Source organism: Streptosporangium sandarakinum (genome assembly GCF_050942225.1).
Taxonomy (GTDB): Bacteria; Actinomycetota; Actinomycetes; order Streptosporangiales; family Streptosporangiaceae; genus Streptosporangium; species Streptosporangium nondiastaticum.
Genome location: NZ_CP192034.1, coordinates 7413665 through 7428902 on the forward strand (window position 1 = coordinate 7413665; position 15238 = coordinate 7428902).

The 15238-nt window shown below is 66.5% G+C and carries 22 protein-coding genes; 8 read left to right on the top strand and 14 right to left on the bottom strand.

The window, feature by feature from the left end; translation table 11 throughout:
- Positions 1-23 precede the first annotated feature (23 nt).
- The 5 genes from ACQP10_RS33895 to ACQP10_RS33915 all read right to left on the bottom strand — a co-directional run bounded on the left by ACQP10_RS33895 (position 24) and on the right by ACQP10_RS33915 (position 3044).
- Entirely contained in the window at positions 24-512 is a 489-nt protein-coding gene (locus ACQP10_RS33895; RefSeq protein WP_433540357.1) for a cupin domain-containing protein, read from the bottom strand.
- Positions 503-1075 carry a TetR/AcrR family transcriptional regulator gene (locus ACQP10_RS33900; protein WP_433540358.1) on the bottom strand — a complete coding sequence of 191 codons (573 nt, stop codon included), beginning with the start codon at positions 1073-1075 and terminating at the stop codon, positions 503-505. The genes ACQP10_RS33895 and ACQP10_RS33900 overlap by 10 nt, the downstream gene beginning before the upstream one ends.
- A 383-nt stretch (positions 1076-1458) precedes the next feature.
- Positions 1459-1782 (bottom strand): hypothetical protein, encoded by a 324-nt coding sequence (locus tag ACQP10_RS33905; protein ID WP_433540359.1) that lies wholly within the window; start codon positions 1780-1782, stop codon positions 1459-1461.
- A gap of 593 nt (positions 1783-2375) precedes the next feature.
- Positions 2376-2834: a Clp protease N-terminal domain-containing protein gene (locus ACQP10_RS33910; RefSeq protein ID WP_346018885.1), complete on the bottom strand. Its 459-nt coding sequence runs from the start codon at positions 2832-2834 to the stop codon at positions 2376-2378.
- A gap of 6 nt (positions 2835-2840) precedes the next feature.
- Positions 2841-3044, bottom strand: coding sequence for a helix-turn-helix domain-containing protein (locus ACQP10_RS33915; protein WP_101787230.1), 204 nt, complete (start codon positions 3042-3044; stop codon positions 2841-2843).
- Between the two features lie 74 nt (positions 3045-3118).
- Here ACQP10_RS33915 and ACQP10_RS33920 point away from each other — a divergent pair, with 74 nt between their 5' ends.
- A complete protein-coding gene (locus ACQP10_RS33920; protein WP_390000938.1) occupies positions 3119-3769 on the top strand; it encodes a DUF998 domain-containing protein in 651 nt (216 codons plus the stop codon).
- A 502-nt stretch (positions 3770-4271) separates the two neighbouring features.
- On the opposite strand, the gene ACQP10_RS33925 is transcribed toward ACQP10_RS33920, so the two are convergent.
- From ACQP10_RS33925 to ACQP10_RS33935, 3 genes are all read right to left on the bottom strand, one after another.
- Positions 4272-4433, bottom strand: a complete 162-nt coding sequence (locus ACQP10_RS33925) for a transposase (protein WP_433540360.1) — start codon at positions 4431-4433, stop codon at positions 4272-4274.
- Between the two features lie 105 nt (positions 4434-4538).
- Positions 4539-4949: a VOC family protein gene (locus tag ACQP10_RS33930; RefSeq protein ID WP_399501765.1), complete on the bottom strand. Its 411-nt coding sequence runs from the start codon at positions 4947-4949 to the stop codon at positions 4539-4541.
- A 36-nt stretch (positions 4950-4985) separates the two neighbouring features.
- Positions 4986-5270, bottom strand: a complete 285-nt coding sequence (locus ACQP10_RS33935) for a DUF7710 domain-containing protein (protein ID WP_433540361.1) — start codon at positions 5268-5270, stop codon at positions 4986-4988.
- Positions 5271-5815: 545 nt separating this feature from the next.
- On the opposite strand from ACQP10_RS33935, the gene ACQP10_RS33940 reads away from it, so the two are divergent.
- The 5 genes from ACQP10_RS33940 to ACQP10_RS33960 all read left to right on the top strand — a co-directional run bounded on the left by ACQP10_RS33940 (position 5816) and on the right by ACQP10_RS33960 (position 8568).
- Positions 5816-6262 (top strand): hypothetical protein, encoded by a 447-nt coding sequence (locus ACQP10_RS33940; protein WP_433540362.1) that lies wholly within the window; start codon positions 5816-5818, stop codon positions 6260-6262.
- A gap of 93 nt (positions 6263-6355) precedes the next feature.
- The gene (locus ACQP10_RS33945) at positions 6356-6646 is read left to right on the top strand and encodes a hypothetical protein (RefSeq protein ID WP_433540363.1); all 291 of its coding nucleotides are present in this window, start codon (positions 6356-6358) and stop codon (positions 6644-6646) included.
- An 83-nt stretch (positions 6647-6729) separates the two neighbouring features.
- Positions 6730-7275 (top strand): tyrosine-type recombinase/integrase, encoded by a 546-nt coding sequence (locus tag ACQP10_RS33950; RefSeq protein WP_433540364.1) that lies wholly within the window; start codon positions 6730-6732, stop codon positions 7273-7275.
- An 82-nt stretch (positions 7276-7357) separates the two neighbouring features.
- A complete protein-coding gene (locus tag ACQP10_RS33955) occupies positions 7358-7951 on the top strand; it encodes a hypothetical protein (RefSeq protein WP_433540365.1) in 594 nt (197 codons plus the stop codon).
- A gap of 359 nt (positions 7952-8310) precedes the next feature.
- Positions 8311-8568: a tyrosine-type recombinase/integrase gene (locus ACQP10_RS33960; RefSeq protein WP_399501416.1), complete on the top strand. Its 258-nt coding sequence runs from the start codon at positions 8311-8313 to the stop codon at positions 8566-8568.
- A gap of 840 nt (positions 8569-9408) precedes the next feature.
- On the opposite strand, the gene ACQP10_RS33965 is transcribed toward ACQP10_RS33960, so the two are convergent.
- From ACQP10_RS33965 to ACQP10_RS33985, 5 genes are all read right to left on the bottom strand, one after another.
- Positions 9409-9840, bottom strand: coding sequence for a type II toxin-antitoxin system VapC family toxin (locus tag ACQP10_RS33965; RefSeq protein ID WP_399501417.1), 432 nt, complete (start codon positions 9838-9840; stop codon positions 9409-9411).
- A gap of 1 nt (position 9841) precedes the next feature.
- Positions 9842-10045, bottom strand: coding sequence for a hypothetical protein (locus ACQP10_RS33970; RefSeq protein WP_399501418.1), 204 nt, complete (start codon positions 10043-10045; stop codon positions 9842-9844).
- A 167-nt stretch (positions 10046-10212) separates the two neighbouring features.
- On the bottom strand, positions 10213-10431 hold the full coding sequence (locus ACQP10_RS33975; RefSeq protein ID WP_433540366.1) for a hypothetical protein: 219 nt from the start codon (positions 10429-10431) through the stop codon (positions 10213-10215).
- A gap of 17 nt (positions 10432-10448) precedes the next feature.
- On the bottom strand, positions 10449-11405 hold the full coding sequence (locus ACQP10_RS33980) for an IS481 family transposase (RefSeq protein ID WP_433539829.1): 957 nt from the start codon (positions 11403-11405) through the stop codon (positions 10449-10451).
- 60 nt (positions 11406-11465) lie between these two features.
- Positions 11466-11756, bottom strand: coding sequence for a hypothetical protein (locus ACQP10_RS33985; protein WP_433540367.1), 291 nt, complete (start codon positions 11754-11756; stop codon positions 11466-11468).
- Positions 11757-12051: 295 nt separating this feature from the next.
- Here ACQP10_RS33985 and ACQP10_RS33990 point away from each other — a divergent pair, with 295 nt between their 5' ends.
- Positions 12052-12318: a hypothetical protein gene (locus ACQP10_RS33990; protein ID WP_399501421.1), complete on the top strand. Its 267-nt coding sequence runs from the start codon at positions 12052-12054 to the stop codon at positions 12316-12318.
- An 86-nt stretch (positions 12319-12404) separates the two neighbouring features.
- Here the strand turns inward: ACQP10_RS33990 and ACQP10_RS33995 are convergent, their stop codons facing one another.
- Complete coding sequence (locus ACQP10_RS33995; RefSeq protein WP_433540368.1) at positions 12405-13376, bottom strand: zinc-binding dehydrogenase; 972 nt, start codon at positions 13374-13376, stop codon at positions 12405-12407.
- A 751-nt stretch (positions 13377-14127) separates the two neighbouring features.
- Between ACQP10_RS33995 and ACQP10_RS34000 the strand changes: the two genes are divergently transcribed.
- Complete coding sequence (locus ACQP10_RS34000) at positions 14128-15210, top strand: DUF6461 domain-containing protein (RefSeq protein ID WP_433540369.1); 1083 nt, start codon at positions 14128-14130, stop codon at positions 15208-15210.
- Positions 15211-15238 lie beyond the last annotated feature (28 nt).

The window sequence follows — 15238 nt, forward strand, 5'->3', positions numbered from 1 at the left end:
GTCTCCTTCAGCACGGGTGAGGGTCAGGACGCCTGGCGGTCGCGGGTCCAGGCGGGGCTGTCGAGGAAGTGGTTGTCATAGAGGTCCTGGGACGCGATCAGTTCCTCGAGCGTGGCCTCGCCCCGGCGGAGGCGGTCGAGCAGGCGGAAGTACTCGAAGCGCTGGATCCCGGGGGCGACGACGATGAGGAGGTCGGCGGTGTGGCCGGGGGCGGCGGCGAACGCGTGGGGCGTCAGCGGGGGCACGGCCGCCACGTCGCCCTGTTCCAGCGTCACGATCTGCTCGCCCGACAGGATGCGGGCCTTGCCCCCCAGGATGTAGAAAAATTCGGTGGAGGTGGCGTGGTGGTGGGGCACGGCGCCGTCCGCGCCTTCGGCGAGCGTCATCCGGATGGTGCTCAGCGCGCCGCCGGTGTCGCCGGAGTCGAGCAGCAGCCGTCCGGTCGCCGTGGGCGAGACGATGGTCTCGGCGTCGACTTCGCGGACGATGGCGGTTTCCACGATCAGTGACATGTCAGGTTCCCTTCGAGCGCGGAGGACACGAGCCGTTCCGCGTAGGCCCGGTCGACCGGCGCGCCTGTGATCATTACTCGGTAGTAGAGGGCGCCGGCCATCTGGTCGAACAGCGCCTCGGCGTCGAGGTCCGCGCGCAGCTCACCGCGCACGCGCGCCCGCTCGATCAGGGCGAGCGCGAGAGCGTTGCGCTCGGCGTACTGCTCGCGGGTCAGCCGGCCGATGTCCTCGTGCCTGGCCGCGGCGGCCACGAGCTCGCCGACCGTTCCGGCGGAGGGGCCCTGGCGGTGCCCGGCCGCGCGCATGCGGTTGAGCCCGGCGGCGATCTTCTCCAGGTAGTTGACGAGATCGGCCCGGATGTCGCCGGTGTCGGTGATCTCGTCGTCGGCCTGCAGTCGCGCCACCACCGCGACGGCCAGGTGGTCCTTGGTCGGCCAGCGGCGGTACAGCGTGGTCTTGGCCACTCCCGCCTGCTCGGCCACCTCGTCGATGGACAGACCGGCGTAGCCGCGCTCAAGCATCAGGGCGGCGGCGATCCGCAGCACCCGCTCGTCAACCTGCATGTCACGCGGTCGTCCTCGAGACACCATGCCGACCTCCCCATTACGAAACTCAGGTAGCGAAAAAGAAGCTACTCCTCGCCCCCGGATTACGCAACTACAGTTTCGTAATTGGTGGCACGACCCCGGGGACGGCGGGGGCGTGCACCGCCCCGATCGGCATGCCGCCCGGTCCTGCGGCGCCGAAGATTCCCGGACGGCGCGGGAGGTCATCCGGCCCTGCGGCGCCGAAGGCTCCGGAGATGAGGGGATCCGAACCCCCGCCTCCTTCGACGCGCGACCAGGCCACCACCGAGACCGTGGCCGACACCGTCCGACAGCGAGGAGGCGGTCCCCGGCGGTTCATGAGCCGCCCGGTGCCATCTATGGCCGTTGTCGTCGGTCGATCACTCAGCGCCGAGGACTTGGCCGTTGAGCGCCTCCGGCCCGCCGTGATCCTTTTCCGGCCCGACGAGCCGGCGGGCGGCAGAGACAGGGGGCGGGCCCTGGTCGACGACATCCGGGTCGTCGACGAGCTGACAGGCGGCCACGGAACCTTCCGCGATCTTCACGGCCATGACGTATTCCCCATCTCCGCCCGCGAAGGTCATCACCACGGTCTGCTCAGATGTGATCCGTTCTCGGTGAACGGTGATTTTCAGCGCCTCCGAGCCGGACCTGCGTTCGACCAGACGCCGCCACAGCACCCACCAGCACGAGCCGCCGTGCACGTGGATCCGGCAGGCCGGGCCGAGCGGGCCCCCGCCCCACTCGGCCCGCGCGCAAGAATCGTCTCCAAAGAGGCTCCGGAGCGGTGACCTCCTGTTCCTCATCCGGCTGCGAGTTGTCTCCTCGCAGGAGTTTTCGACACCTGGGCCGACAGGGCCGGCTCCGACGACGCGGCAGATGCGTGGCCGGAGAAGAGACCGTTCCCGTCAGCCGGGAGCGATCTCCAAGAGAGATGAGGGCCGGGGAGCCGGTGAAGTCACCGAACAGGAGATCAGGCGCTGAACAACGAAAAGGCCCGGCTCCATGATCTGAAACCGGGCTTTCCGTCTTGTGGGGTGTTCACAAGTGGACCTGGCCTGGAGCGGAGGCGGGCACAAGAAGATCGTTTCTCGGCATGGAGGCGATCCTTTCCCAGCTCCGAACGGGTGCCCGGGATGCTGGAGTACAGGACAGCGGCGTGAGGGTTCCTTGATCCGCAGTGACCCGACGGTGGGTGCCACGGCGGCCGGCTCGTCGACGTCGAAGTCCTGGCGCGCGTGGCCCGCTCACCACGAGACCGCCCAGGTCCACGGCACTCACCTCGTCGCGCCATCGGCTACGGTGCGAGACGGGCACGGACGGTCACCCGGTCCACGCCGAGCTCGGTCAGCACGTCGGACGCGGGATCGGTGCGGTCACCGTCCAGGAGCCCGGCCAGCAGGTGGACTGCGGTGATCCGGCGCGCGGGACCGCGCCTGGCCACGACGACAGCCCGGGACAGCGCGGCCTTCGCACCGGAGGTGAAGGGCATCCGTTTCGACGGTGCCGAAATCATGGCCCGCTCGACGCCACGCGCGTCCACGCCGATTGCGGCAAGGGCGGCCTCATCCAGGACGGCGAGCGCGGACCGCGCCGATTCGACGTCCACCCCGAGTGCCTGTGCCGCCTCTGCTTCATGGAGCACGCCGAGGAGTAGATGTTCTGTGCCGATGCGCCGATCGCCGCGCCACCGCGCCTCCGCCGGTGCGTGCACCACGACTGCGGCCTGGGCACCGGCCGTGAACCGTTCGAACATCGCGACTCACTTCCCGTGCTTGGCGTGGGCGGACTGACGCGAGACGCCGAGCGCGTCGCCGATCTGCTCCCAGGACCAGCCTTCGGCTCGAGCGCGGGCCACTGCGGCGGCCTCGACCTGCTCCGCGAGCCGGTGCAGGGCACCGACGGCGCGCAACCCCACCGCCGGGTCGTGCGAGCGCAACCGGGCGACCAATTCGGACTCCTCCATGTCTGTCAGTTTGGATTGACAGTCGCCGCTTGTCAATTCAAACTGACAAGCCTCAAACGCTTGAGGAGGGCTCGATGTCCAAGGCCACGTTCATCTGCGGCATCGCCGCCGGTCCGCTGTTCGTGCTCAGCTTCCTGATTCAGGGCGCCGTTCGGAACGGCTACGATCCGCTGCGCCATCCGGTGAGTTCTCTCGCCCTCGGCGATCACGGCTGGGTGCAGAGCGCCACATTCCTCGTCACCGGCGCGTTGACCACCGTCTTCGCCGTCGGGCTCCGGCGGAATCTGCGCTCAGGGCCCGGCAGGTCATGGGGCCCATCGCTCGTGGGCGTGTGGGCGCTCGGCCTCGTCGGAGCCGGCCTGTTCACCACGGACCCGGTGAGCGGATACCCGGCCGGCAGCCCGGATCTGCTGCCTGCCTATGGCAGCACCCAGGCGGCCCTGCACGACGCCGTGTCGCTGGTCGCCTTCGTCGCAATCCTGGGGGCCTGCATCGTGTTCGCCCGCCGGTTCGCCGCCGCCAACCGGCGAGGCTGGGCGCTGTACTCGGCCGCGACCGCCATCGTCGTCCTCGTCACCCTCGGGCTCTCGAACGCGGCCTTCGCCCAATCGCCGAACCTCGTGGCCTTCGGCGGCCTGTTCCAGCGAATCATGATCGTTGCCGCCTGGTCATGGCTGACCCTGCTCGCCCAGGACGTGAAGTCGCGTGCTCGACGAGTGACCTGAGCCGAGCGAGCGGTGACAAGCGAACCGGCCGGATCGTCCGCCTGTCGGCCATGAACCGAAGCGGTTCCACGGCTCACGCCGGGTTCGCTTCCACAGCCTTCCGGAATCCAAGCGGTATGCGGATACACCGGCCGAGTACGCGATCCCGCTGGGCCGACAGCCCGGCGTCACGACGGATCGGACGGGAAAGAGCGAACATGGCGGGTCGCTTCCCAGGTCGAACGGGATGAGACGACCAGGGCCTGTACGGAGTACGGATCCTCACCTGGGCCGAAGGCTTCGGAACCACAGGATGGCTCCGCGTGGCCACAGGTCGGCGAGGTGACTGTCGGCGGCCTCCTGGAGCGCGGTGACCATCGTGCCGTCAGGGTCATCCGGCGGCATGGTGGTGGGCGCGGGCCGTGGTGGAGTCCACGCCGGCCAGGCCGAGATCGGTCTGCCCTCGGGCCGCGGCCTCGTCGATCACCACCTGCATCAGGCGTTCGAAGACGCCGGCGGTGGCTCAGGAGCGGAACCGGTCATGGACGGCCGACCACGGCCCGTACTCAGCGGGCAGATCCCGCCACGGGCCGCCGGTACGAAACCGCCACATCACGGCGTTGAACCGCTGCCGCAGGTCCGGGATCGGGCACCGCTCACCCAGGGGCAGGTGAGGCCCGATCAAGGGTCATTCCTCATCGGTGAGGTCTCCACACGCCATGACGATGGCCTATCAGACCCGGAGACCAAAGCGCAGACGAATCCCCCTGATCTCGACTCCGTACAGAACCTAGTCGCGCTTGGACCAGGTCAGGCCCTGGTCGGTCCAGATGACGCCCTTGTTGCGGCACAGGCAGAAGGGGTGGCCGATCGGGTCGGTGTAGACCCGCCAGCCGTAGCCGTCGGGGCCGATGAAGTCCTGCCGCAGCGTCGCACCGAGGTCGAGGATGCGGCGCTGCTCGGACTCGATCTCGTCCACTTCGAAGTCAAGGTGGAACTGCTTGGGGTGCTCGCTGTCGGGCCACTGCGGAGCGCGGTAGTCGTCCACCCGGATGAAGGCCAGCTCGACCTCACCGAACTTGATGCCGGCCCAGTTCTCGTGGCTGTCTTCCTTGATCGGACGACCCGTCACCTCAGAGTAGAAGGCCGCAAGCTTCATCGGGTCCGGACAGTCGATGATGAAATCGGTGAGTCGCAGCATCCCGCGATCCTGTCACAAGATCTTTGATGCAGGCGCCTAGTCCAGGTTCCCATCGATGTAGTGGAAGTGCTCCTGCTGCGCGGTCGTGAAGCGCCCGACGAACGAGGAGGTCCGCTGATGGGCGGCGCGGGGCCGGAAGTGGCCGTGCTCGATCGCCCAGTCGTAGACACCCGTGTCGAGGGGGTACTCCGTGAGCATCCCCGTCAGCTTTCCGGCCTTGATCCAGGACTCTGCGCGTTCCTGTGTCCGGAACACGCCGGACGGCCACTGAGCGTCCTCGCCCAGGAAGACCCACACGGTCACGGGACTGGAATCACTCACCGCTGAGACACCTCGTCACTGGACTCTGCGAAACCCGGAGGGAACGGAGCCGGTGGATGAACCGTAATCACTCGGTTGGTCACCCGGCAATGCAAGGGGCCACTCCCGATCTCTCGGAAGCGGCCTCTGAACTGGGTGGAGATGAGGGGATTCGAACCCATGACCCTTTGATGCGAACACTGGTGAGGCACGCCGGACCGGCTCATCGGATTCGTCCGGCGTCGTCAGGTGCCGCGTCAGTGCCGTCTGATGATCTCGGCCGCGTCCTCGTATCAGAGGTTCGCTGACTCGGCACACCCACCCATCGGAGCCCATTACGGCTGGAGCAACCCGCTCCGATGCCGTTCCTGGGTGGTCGCCACCACCCGCCACACTCCGGCGACATCTCAAGATCATGGCTGGGATCTATGTCATCCACGCCAAGGCCCTGCCCGTCCAGCGCCGGTTCTCCGCGTCCCAGGTCTGCCCGGAGTCGGGTAGACCATCGCCGGCTTCTCCCCGGTCTGGGCGATCAGGCTGGGCAGAGGATTTGCTGTGCCGAGGTCGTGATCATCATCCGTGATGATCGGCGCATGAAACGCATGAGCGTCGCGCTGGTGGTGGCCGGCCTGTTGAGCGTCGCGATTCCCGGCGGCGCCGTGCACGCGGCTCCCGAATCGAAGTCTCTCGACTCCGTCGCCAAAGCAATCAAGAAGCAGTTCGCGAAGAAGAGCAGCGTGCGCTTCTCCGTCAAGCGACGTGGCGGGCCCCCAGCCACCTGGGACATGAAGGCGTCCGGTGCGTACCGCTTCAGGGCTTCGGGCGTGTACGCCGCCGACACCACGACGATCCACCAGGAACCACAGGGGACAGGCCGGTCCCGGGAAATCAGCATCGGCCGGGAGTTCTACTCGCAGGCCTACGTGCGTTCCAAGGACGGCAAGTACGTCTGGAAGTCACCGTCGACGGTGGGGAGATGGAGTTACGGGCGGAACTTTGCCGGGGTCATCTAGGGAGAGGACCTGATCAACGGGATCAACCCGGGCTTCCTCAAGCTGGCCACCTCTCACGCTGAGATCAGCGCCAACGGCGGAACGTTCGAGGGAGTGAAGACGACCCTCCACAGCGGCACGGTGACGGTTCCCGAGCTGGGTGAGAGGCAGGCCGGGATGACCTTCGGGACCGAGAAGGAGAGTGGCTCGTGGAGTGGGCCGATCACCTGGAAACTCTGGGTGGGCCCGGACGACCTGCCGCGACGCTTCTACGCCATCATCAGGTTCACCCGGCCGGAGGGCGGTGACGCCGAGACCATGACGATGAACATCATATATCGAGGATGGGGAGAACCCGTCAAGATCACGGCCCCGCCCGAGCGCCTCATCACCGACGACTGGTGATCGACGATCCCTTGCGAAGGACCTCGCCCTTGTATGCCTGTCGCAGGCATCACCATCAAGCCCTATCCGAAGTCCAGGGCCGGGTGCCGGGAGGTGCCGCCCCCGGGTTCGCGGTCGACCTCCTCACCCGGCACCGGGCCGCCTTCCCCGCCGGACCGCTCGGCGAGGTCTTCACCGGTCGTAGTGGCAACCTGATGAGCCGGCACACCTTCCGCGCCCGCGTCTGGTGGCCGTCCCTCGTCCGGGCCGGTCTGCTCGGCTCGGTCACCGATCTCGGGGACGGCTTCCTCGGCACCTGGACCGACAAGACAGGCACCGAACGACGCAAGCGGTTCCCGACCCGGGAAGAGGCCGTCTCCCACCTCGCTCAGCACGCGGGCGAAAGGCTACGGTTCCACGACCTACGGCACCACCACGCCACCTGGCTCGTCTCCGAGGGCGTCCCCGTCAACGACGTGGCGGGGCTCATCGGGCACGAGCAGATCTCGACCACGCTCAACCGCTACACACACGCCTCCCGCGACCGCGGCAGCAGGGCTCGTGCGGTGTTCGCTGACTTCTCCCTCAATCCGATCGTGGAGAAAGCAGCGATAGCCGAACCGTCCATCTCCGAAGAACCGACCGCATAGTTCCTGGTCGCCCAGAAGGCCCGATTCCACTATCTGGGGTCGGGCCTTCATCATGCTGCCCGGCCCTCACCATAATGATCATTTGATCGATCACTACCGCAGCCTCTTCGAGCGGCACCAGTGGCTGGAGAACGGACTCTGCTGGATCATCGTGCAACCTCTCAACGAGGAGATCACAGTGGACGATCTCCTCCGGCGGCTGAACGGGGGTCGCGACCCCGAGCATCGCATCATGGAGTACCCCACGGAGGAGGCTTTCACGGAGGACCGGCCCGTTCTCTTCGTCTTCCAAGGCCAAGGAGGCTGGGGTTTCCTCGAATTCAGCTACGGCATAGCCCCGTCCGACCTCGTCCTCACCGAGCTCAGCAAAGAGGCACGCGTATGGATGACGACCTGGCACTTCAAGGGGGGCGAGACACTCCTCTACGCGGCCGGCGGCAGGATCCGGGCACGGATGCGTGACTTCCTCTTCCCCGAGCACACCATCCAACAGGGAGACCCCGGCATCCTGACCGGCTTCCGCGCCATGCTCGACAGCCTCGACCTGGAGGACTACCGCGGCAAGCGCAGCGCGCCGTTCGCCTTCATGGAAGCGGCCACCGGCATGAGGCTTGAGAGCGAGTTGCTGGATGTGGAAGAGGCGCCCGTCGTCATCCTCGACAATCCCGATGCCTGACTCGGCCGTCGCCCAGCGCCTCGCCACAGTGCCACGGCTCACCCGCTTCAAGGACGTCCGCTGACTTTTCACTGACTCCCGCCCCGGAGCTCCCAGCGGGCACCGCGCCGCACGATCCCGGCCACCGACGACCCGCATACCCCTGAGCAGCGAAAAGGCCCGGCTCCATGACCTGGAACCGGGCCTTTCGTCTTGTGGAAATGAGGGGATTCGAACCCCTGACCCCTTCGATGCGAAGCCATTTCGCGTGGACGGGGACCTTGGCTGATGTGCCGTCTGAGCTGCGGGGGCAGTCCCCGACAGTCCACGATCATCCGGACTCGTCCGCAGTCGTTGTTACTCAGTCCGCGGTGCTTGCCGTGCCCGAAGTACCCGGCGCCAGGGGCCGGCGCGGGGCTCGTCACTCCGCCGGTCTCAACGCCCAGGAGTGGACACCTCGGGAGATGCGCCACAGCTTCGTCTCGCTGCTGCCCGACTCCGGGGCGCCATTGGAGAACATCTCCCGCCTGGTCGGCCACCGCAACACCTCGGTGACGGAGACCGTCTACCGCAAGCAGCTCCGCCCGATGCTCCTGGAAGGGGCCGAAGCGATGGACCAAATCTTCCCGCACGACTGAGCACCGCTCACGGCCGCGCGCCGGCGTCCGCTCGGCGGCTGCGCAACGTACCGGCGATGAGGAGTGCGGCTATACCTCCATAGAGCAGAAGAACGAACCAAAGTCCCTGTGAACCCGAAGGGCAGTAGTGGGGGGAGAAGAACATGACGATCGAGAGCGCGTAGTAGGCGGCCGTCATGAGCGCCGTACCGGCCCCGACCCATGTCAGGGAACGGAGCCTCCTCCGCGGTGATCGCCATACGGCTGCTGCCAGCGTCACCAGGACAACGGGAAGAAACGTGGACATAGCGCCGAAACCGAGGGCAAGCACGTCACGACCGGTGTACCCACCCTCAGTGTTCAGATAAGCGCAGATCTGAATCCCTGAGTCAGGAACCAGGAATCCCCAATGAGGAAGGAGCGACAGCAGAACAGCGCTCGCCCAGCACAGCAGCACGTGGGGCTTAATCGACTTCCTCCCAGACCCGCAACGTTCTCTCCTCCGTAAGGATCTCGGGAGGAGGAGATCCATGATCCCGCGACGAGCGGGATCTCCGAACGGGGTACGGCCGACCGTAGTCACTCAGTTGGTCACCCGGCAACGCAAGAGGCCGCTCCCGATCTCTCAGAAGCGGCCTCTGACCTGGGTGGAGATGAGGGGATTCGAACCCTTGACCCCTTCGATGCGAACACTGGTGGGGCGTACCGGGAGGGCCCATCGGGTGCCGTCCGGTGTCGTCAGGTGCCGCGCCGGTACTATCTGATGATCTCGGCCACGCCCTCGTGTCAGCGGGTCCGCTGACTTTTCGCTGAATCCAGTTGGTCTTCACTGATCATGAGTCCTGTCCCGGCCCCGGCCGTTCAGCCGAGGCTCGTGATCCCTTCCGGCAGGAGGGTGAACGCATCGACATGGCGGGGTCTCACCGCGCGGAAGTGCCGATGATCGACCGTGGCGATCGTCGACAGCCCCAAGCGTTCGGCCACCGCGATGACCGATGCGTCGACGATTCCCAGAGGGAAGCCGATGTACTGCTGCGCCAACTCCGCCATGCGGACGAGGTCTCTCTCCTCAAGTTCGGCCAGCCGGAAGCCGTTGCCGCCGAAGGACCTCAGGAAGTTCAGCTCCGCCTCGGGACCGACCCGGGCCGTCAGGTAATACCCCACCTCACCAAGCACCGGCGACGGCACAAGGATCGGTCCTTTGGTACGGCGCAGCAGATCGAGGCACGCGTGATGGTGCCTGTCCTTCTTGCTCCCGACCGCGATAAGCACGCCCGAGTCGCACAGGAGCACGTCAGAAGCCCGACCTGGAACGCAGGATCTCTCGATACTTCTCGGACGCGTCCGGCTCGTCCTCGAACGAGGCGAAGAACGGCAGATCCCGCTCGCTCTCCTCATGCTCCTCCAGGAAGCCCCGGATCAACTCCAAGGCCGGCCGGAGCTCTGCCTCCGGCACCTGATCCACCAGGTGGTGAAGCTCCTCACGCATGGCACCCATGTCTTCGAGTGTAGGCGGACAGCCCTCAGCACACCCTGCCCTCGGCAGGATCTCAGCACGTCGAAGGCCCGACTCCATGACCTGGAGCCGGGCCTTTCGTCTGGTGGGGTGTTCACGAGTACGGCTGACCTACAGCGCGAGAGCTACTTCGAAGATCGCTTCCCTATTCAGGAATGATCGTTTCCCGAGAGTAGATGCAGTTCACGCTTGATCGCCTCACGCATCGCATTGTGCTGTGGCCCCAGAGCGAATTGCTGATCGCTCCAGTGTTCGTGCGGGTACAGCCACACCGGGCGGCCGACCAGATGGGCGGGCTCCCATTCGTAGCGCGGCCACACATGCGCATGAAGGAAGGCATCGGTGTTGCCGAGGATCTCCAGGTTCACTCGCCGAAACGCTGGGTCTAGGTGTATTGACCCGCAGGGTTGTTGACGCGGGTGATTGGTGGCTGTCCGCCGAGTGCGGTGTGGCAGCGGTGGTGGTTGTAGGTGTGGATGAAGTCTGCCAGGGCCTGGGTCCGTTCGTCGTTGCTGGTGTAGGTGCGGATGTAGGCCCACTCGTCGAGCAGGGTGCGGTTGAAGCGTTCGACCTTGCCGTTGGTCTGTGGCCGGTAGATGCGGGTGAGCTTGCCTGTCGCGCCGATGTCGGCTAGTGCCTGCCGCCAGGCGAAGCTCTTGCGGTAGGGCCAGGCGTTGTCGGTCAGGACCCGTTCGACGCGGTCGATCCCGCAGGCGGCGAAGAAGGCGGCGGCCCTGCGCAGGAAGGCGGCGCAGGTGGCGGCCTTCTCGTCGCTGTGGATCTCGCTGTAGGCCAGCCGGGTGTGGTCGTCGACGGCGGAGTGGATGTAGTCGAACCCCACGCTGCTGCGGTTGGCCCGGCCGGCTTGGCGGCCGAGGACCTTGTGGCCGCCGCCGGCGGGGATGCGGCCGAGTTTCTTCACATCCACGTGGACCAGCTCGCCGGGCCGGGCCCGTTCGTAGCGGCGGATCACTTCTCCGGTGGGCCGGTCCAGGAACGCAAGACGGTTCAGCCGGTGCCGGGTCAGGATGCGGTGCACCGTGGATGAGGGCAGGCCCAGGATCGGGCCGATGCGTGCCGGGCCCAGCTTGCGGTCCTGTCGCAGCCGGCAGACACGCGCCTCGACGTCCGCCGCGGTCCGGTGCGGTGTTTTGTGAGGGCGGCTGGAACGGTCGGCCAGCCCGGCGTCTCCTTCCTGCTTCCACCGGCGCACCCACTTGTGTGCCGTGGTGCGGGAGATGCCCATCTCGGCGGCTACATGGGCGACGGGGCGGCCCGAACGGACACGCTCGATGAGCAGACGCCTGCCGTGAACGGTCAGCCGGGCGTTACGGTGGGACACGAAGACCTCCGTGTGGTGCGTTCCTAGACAGCTCCACCACACCGGAGGTCTTCGCCATGATCAAGCCCAATCAGCGTTAACAACGCTTGTGGTCAATACATCTAGGTCGCGGCAGGCCCGCTCAACCGCCTCGCCGAGCCGATCCATGTCGGAGAGGAACGCCAGTCGCTTGGCGCGGGGTAGGTCCGATAGCCGCTGAGCGTCGGGCTCGTCTGCCAGCAGGACCGAGTAGCCCGGCAGGAATTGGGTATCGCCGATCACCGCGAAGCCGGCTTCGAGCCGTCGCAGCACGGTGGGATTGCCGCCCTCCAGGGCACTTCCGATCCGGTCCGCTCGCCAGTTGTTGATCATGGTCGTTGACCCTATTGCCTCCAGGATTGCCCTTTGGCAACCCCCTACGAACCGTAGAGACTTCCGATGTGGTGATCTTGCACTTTTAGGATCTTGCCGGTGCGCCGCGCGCCCTCGCCGGGGCAGGCCCCGGCCTGCCCCCAACCCCTGAGCACAAGACCAGCGAACTGCCGAAGATCTGCCACCAGCACACCATCACCCTGCGTTCCGGCGACCTCGACCACCTCGACAAGCTCCGCCAGGACCTGCCCTACCTCAGCCCCTCGTGGCGGGGGACATACTCCATGCCAGGGCGATGACGGAGGGGCTGAACGGCTGTCTCAAGGGCCATGACCTCGACCTTGGTGATCCGAAGAACCGGCTCGCCCATGGCCGCGCCGCCCAGACCATTCTGGTCGCGTTGCTCATCGCTGTTGCCAACGACCACTTCCTCGACCAGTGGCGCCACATCCACCAGCCCCCCAGCGGGCCCGACACACCCGCCGACACCTTCAAGATCCCAGCAGAGCACCTCGACCGCTCGCCGCTCACAGGCAGAAGCCGACCACCACCGGCCCGATAACCCGCACTTCAGATCACTTCGCTGACTCCCTCCGGCCTCTATCGACTAGAGATGATCTGGTCGGGGGAACACCGCGCTAAGCATCATCAGATAAGCAGGAGAGTCTTGCCCAGGGCACTTCGCGACTCGATCGCGGCATGCGCGTCCGCAGCACGCTCCAGAGGGAAAGCCTGCCCGATGATCGGCCGGATCCGACCCGCCGCCGCCTCCGACAGCACCCGCTCGGCCCAGCCCCGCATCTTCGGCCCGAAACCGAAAAGCTGCTCGATCCCGATCACCTCGACTCCGCGCCGTTGCGCCTGGGCAGGATCGATCTCCGTGACTTGACCGCTGGAAGCACCGTGGATGGAGAAGCGGCCACCGGCCGCCGTCACCTCGAACGCGGCCCGGCCGATCGCTCCGCCGACCCCGTCGAACACCACATCGGGCCCCGCGCCACCGGTCGCCTCGCGTACTTGCTTCGCCCAGTCCGGGTCCGAGTAGTCGACCGCGACATCCGCGCCCAGACCACGGATCATGTCCAGTTTCCGTGCACCGCGTGCGGCTCCCACGACTCTGGCGCCTGCCGCCCGAGCCAACTGCACCAACAGAGTGCCGACACCGCCACCTGCCGCCTCGACCAGCACCCATTCCCCGGGAAGGATCCGAGCTCCCTCGACCAGCCCCAGCGCGGTGCTGCCGTCGGTATGAAGAGCGGTGGCCTCGGGCAACCCCAGCCCGTCCGGCACCGGGATCAGATCCTCCACTACGGCCACCGCGCGCTCGGCGAAGCCGCCGGTCTCCCCCACATCGGCGATGACACGCCGTCCGGACCAGCTCGGATCCACGCCCTCCCCGACCGAACCCACCTGACCGGCCACCGTACCGCCCGGCACGTACGGCAGTGCAGGCCTGGTGTGCCATTTGTCGACACCCCGCCGGATCTGAGTCTCGACGAACGTGATGCCGGCGACGGATACGTCGACCACCGCCTGTCCCGGTCCGGCGACCGAGTCCGGCACCTCGCCCGGAACCAAAACCTCGGGACCTCCGAAACGCGTCACCTGCACCACTCGCACGTCAGCCGCCTCCTGCATTCAGCTTGTCCGACACCGACGCAGAGCACTCTTCATCCTCAATCGAAGTTGAGGTCAAATAATCACAAATTACGGCATACGGCCCTGAATCATCCCAGATGAGCCACATCCGCCCACCGCGCCTCCGTCGATGGCAGCCAAGCCACCGCCGGAGCCCCAGCACTCAGCCCGGAAAGCAGGACGCTCGGCCAGAAAGCTCTTCACTGAGGACGATCTTTCAGGGCGCCCTCTCCGCCGACCGGCTCTACTCCCTCCAGGACGACGAAGGCCCGGCTCCATGTTCTAGAGCCGGGCCTTCCATCCTGGTGGAGATGAGGGGATTCGAACCCTTGACCCCTTCGATGCGAACACTGGTGAGGCATGCCGGGTGGGCTCATCGGGTGCCATCCGGTGTCGTCAGGTGCCGCGTCGGTGCCGTCTGATGATCTCGGCCACGTCCTCGTGTCAGCGGGTCCGCTGACTTTTCGCTGACTCTGATCAGCCCTCCGCGGGCCAGTTCTCCTCGCCGGTCGCGAAGTCTCCACGTTGCAACAAGGTGATCATCTGCCCCTCCTCGCGTAGCATGGCCACCGCCTGGCGAGCGATGCCTTAACTTCTCACCGTCTCGGGCTTGATCGCAGTATGGGTCAGTCGCCGTCCGTCGTCTTCCCCACCGTTGACTAATACGACGGATGCGTCTCCGACAGCTCCCGGATCGTTGCCCCCTGCCATGCCACACGCAAAGGAGCGCCCCATGGATCCGATCCATGCGCGATACGCCGAACTTCTCGAAGCGGGTTTCCCTGACGGCCAAGTGTGCGTGACCTGGTGTAAGAACAACGACTTGGAAGAGGTCGCCCACTGCTTCGGCGCGGCTCCCGGAACAGGGTCGTGGGCCACGCTCGACGAACTCGAGGATCTGGAGGAGGAGCACGGAGAGGAACTGGTCGAGCTCACCACGACGGGCGAATGGACGATCGCCCTGGAACCCAGCGGATTCCAGGGAGTGCGCTCCGCGGTCCTGGAGCCTCTGTCGGTCGGCGGATGTGCCTTCAGTGTGTTCTGGAACGGCGAGTGGGACAACGAGGTGGCTTACGCCGTCGACGGCCGGGTCGTCACGTCCTTCGGCTTGCTGGACATCAGGCAGCGCTCAGGCAGTGATCCGACCGCCCTGGACGGGCTTCTGCGTCAGGTCGGCCTGCACGACGGCCTGCCGGGGCAGGCGCGCAAGGCACGGGTTCTGGCCCTGGGCGAAGCGATCAGCGGGCAGCGCCTCACCCCGCAGTGGCTGCGCTCCGATCAGTTCACGATCCTTGTCACCGACCCACTGCCCAACCCCCTCGTGCCCGCCACCCTTCGGAATCCGCGCGCCTCCTTCCTGGACGAGCCGGAGATGGCTCGGATTCTCGCCGCCCCCTCGCCGGCTGTACTGCTCGACATCACCAAGCTGGCCGTCTCCCTCGCCGCCCCCGCGATCGATTTGGAAGATTCACTCGGCGAGGAGACACTGCGGGTGCTGGAGCACGGCGAGCGCTCGCCCGGCGAACGTGAGGCGCTGCGGTCGCGGCTGGCCCGGCTGTACACCGAGACCGATCGGCAGGCCAAGCAGATCTTTGCGCGCTCCACGCCGGGCGCGACCGACGAGGTGACGCCGCTGTGGCGGAAGAGCGCCGCGCTTGTCCTTCTGGAGCAGGCTCTGGGTCCTTCTCCCATCGACGCGGCCCGTTCCGCTGCCGAGCGAGCGGTAAATTTCTGCACGACCGAAACAGACCACATGCGCCTGCGCGTGCTGAGCAACGTTGTCGAACGCATTGCATATGACCTGCGACACCCTTGACCGCCTCAGATCAAAGATCCGTGTGTCC

Excerpts from the sequence above, each read along its gene's own strand:
- ACQP10_RS33920 (WP_390000938.1), top strand. The coding sequence starts at position 3,119 with ATGTCCAAGGCCACGTTCATCTGCGGCATCGCCGCCGGTCCGCTGTTC.
- ACQP10_RS33915 (WP_101787230.1), bottom strand. The coding sequence starts at position 3,044 with ATGGAGGAGTCCGAATTGGTCGCCCGGTTGCGCTCGCACGACCCGGCG.
- ACQP10_RS34000 (WP_433540369.1), top strand. The coding sequence starts at position 14,128 with ATGGATCCGATCCATGCGCGATACGCCGAACTTCTCGAAGCGGGTTTC.
- ACQP10_RS33985 (WP_433540367.1), bottom strand. The coding sequence starts at position 11,756 with ATGATCAACAACTGGCGAGCGGACCGGATCGGAAGTGCCCTGGAGGGC.
- ACQP10_RS33910 (WP_346018885.1), bottom strand. The coding sequence starts at position 2,834 with ATGTTCGAACGGTTCACGGCCGGTGCCCAGGCCGCAGTCGTGGTGCAC.
- ACQP10_RS33900 (WP_433540358.1), bottom strand. The coding sequence starts at position 1,075 with ATGCAGGTTGACGAGCGGGTGCTGCGGATCGCCGCCGCCCTGATGCTT.
- ACQP10_RS33930 (WP_399501765.1), bottom strand. The coding sequence starts at position 4,949 with ATGCTGCGACTCACCGATTTCATCATCGACTGTCCGGACCCGATGAAG.
- ACQP10_RS33970 (WP_399501418.1), bottom strand. The coding sequence starts at position 10,045 with ATGGGTGCCATGCGTGAGGAGCTTCACCACCTGGTGGATCAGGTGCCG.
- ACQP10_RS33990 (WP_399501421.1), top strand. The coding sequence starts at position 12,052 with ATGACGGAGGGGCTGAACGGCTGTCTCAAGGGCCATGACCTCGACCTT.
- ACQP10_RS33895 (WP_433540357.1), bottom strand. The coding sequence starts at position 512 with ATGTCACTGATCGTGGAAACCGCCATCGTCCGCGAAGTCGACGCCGAG.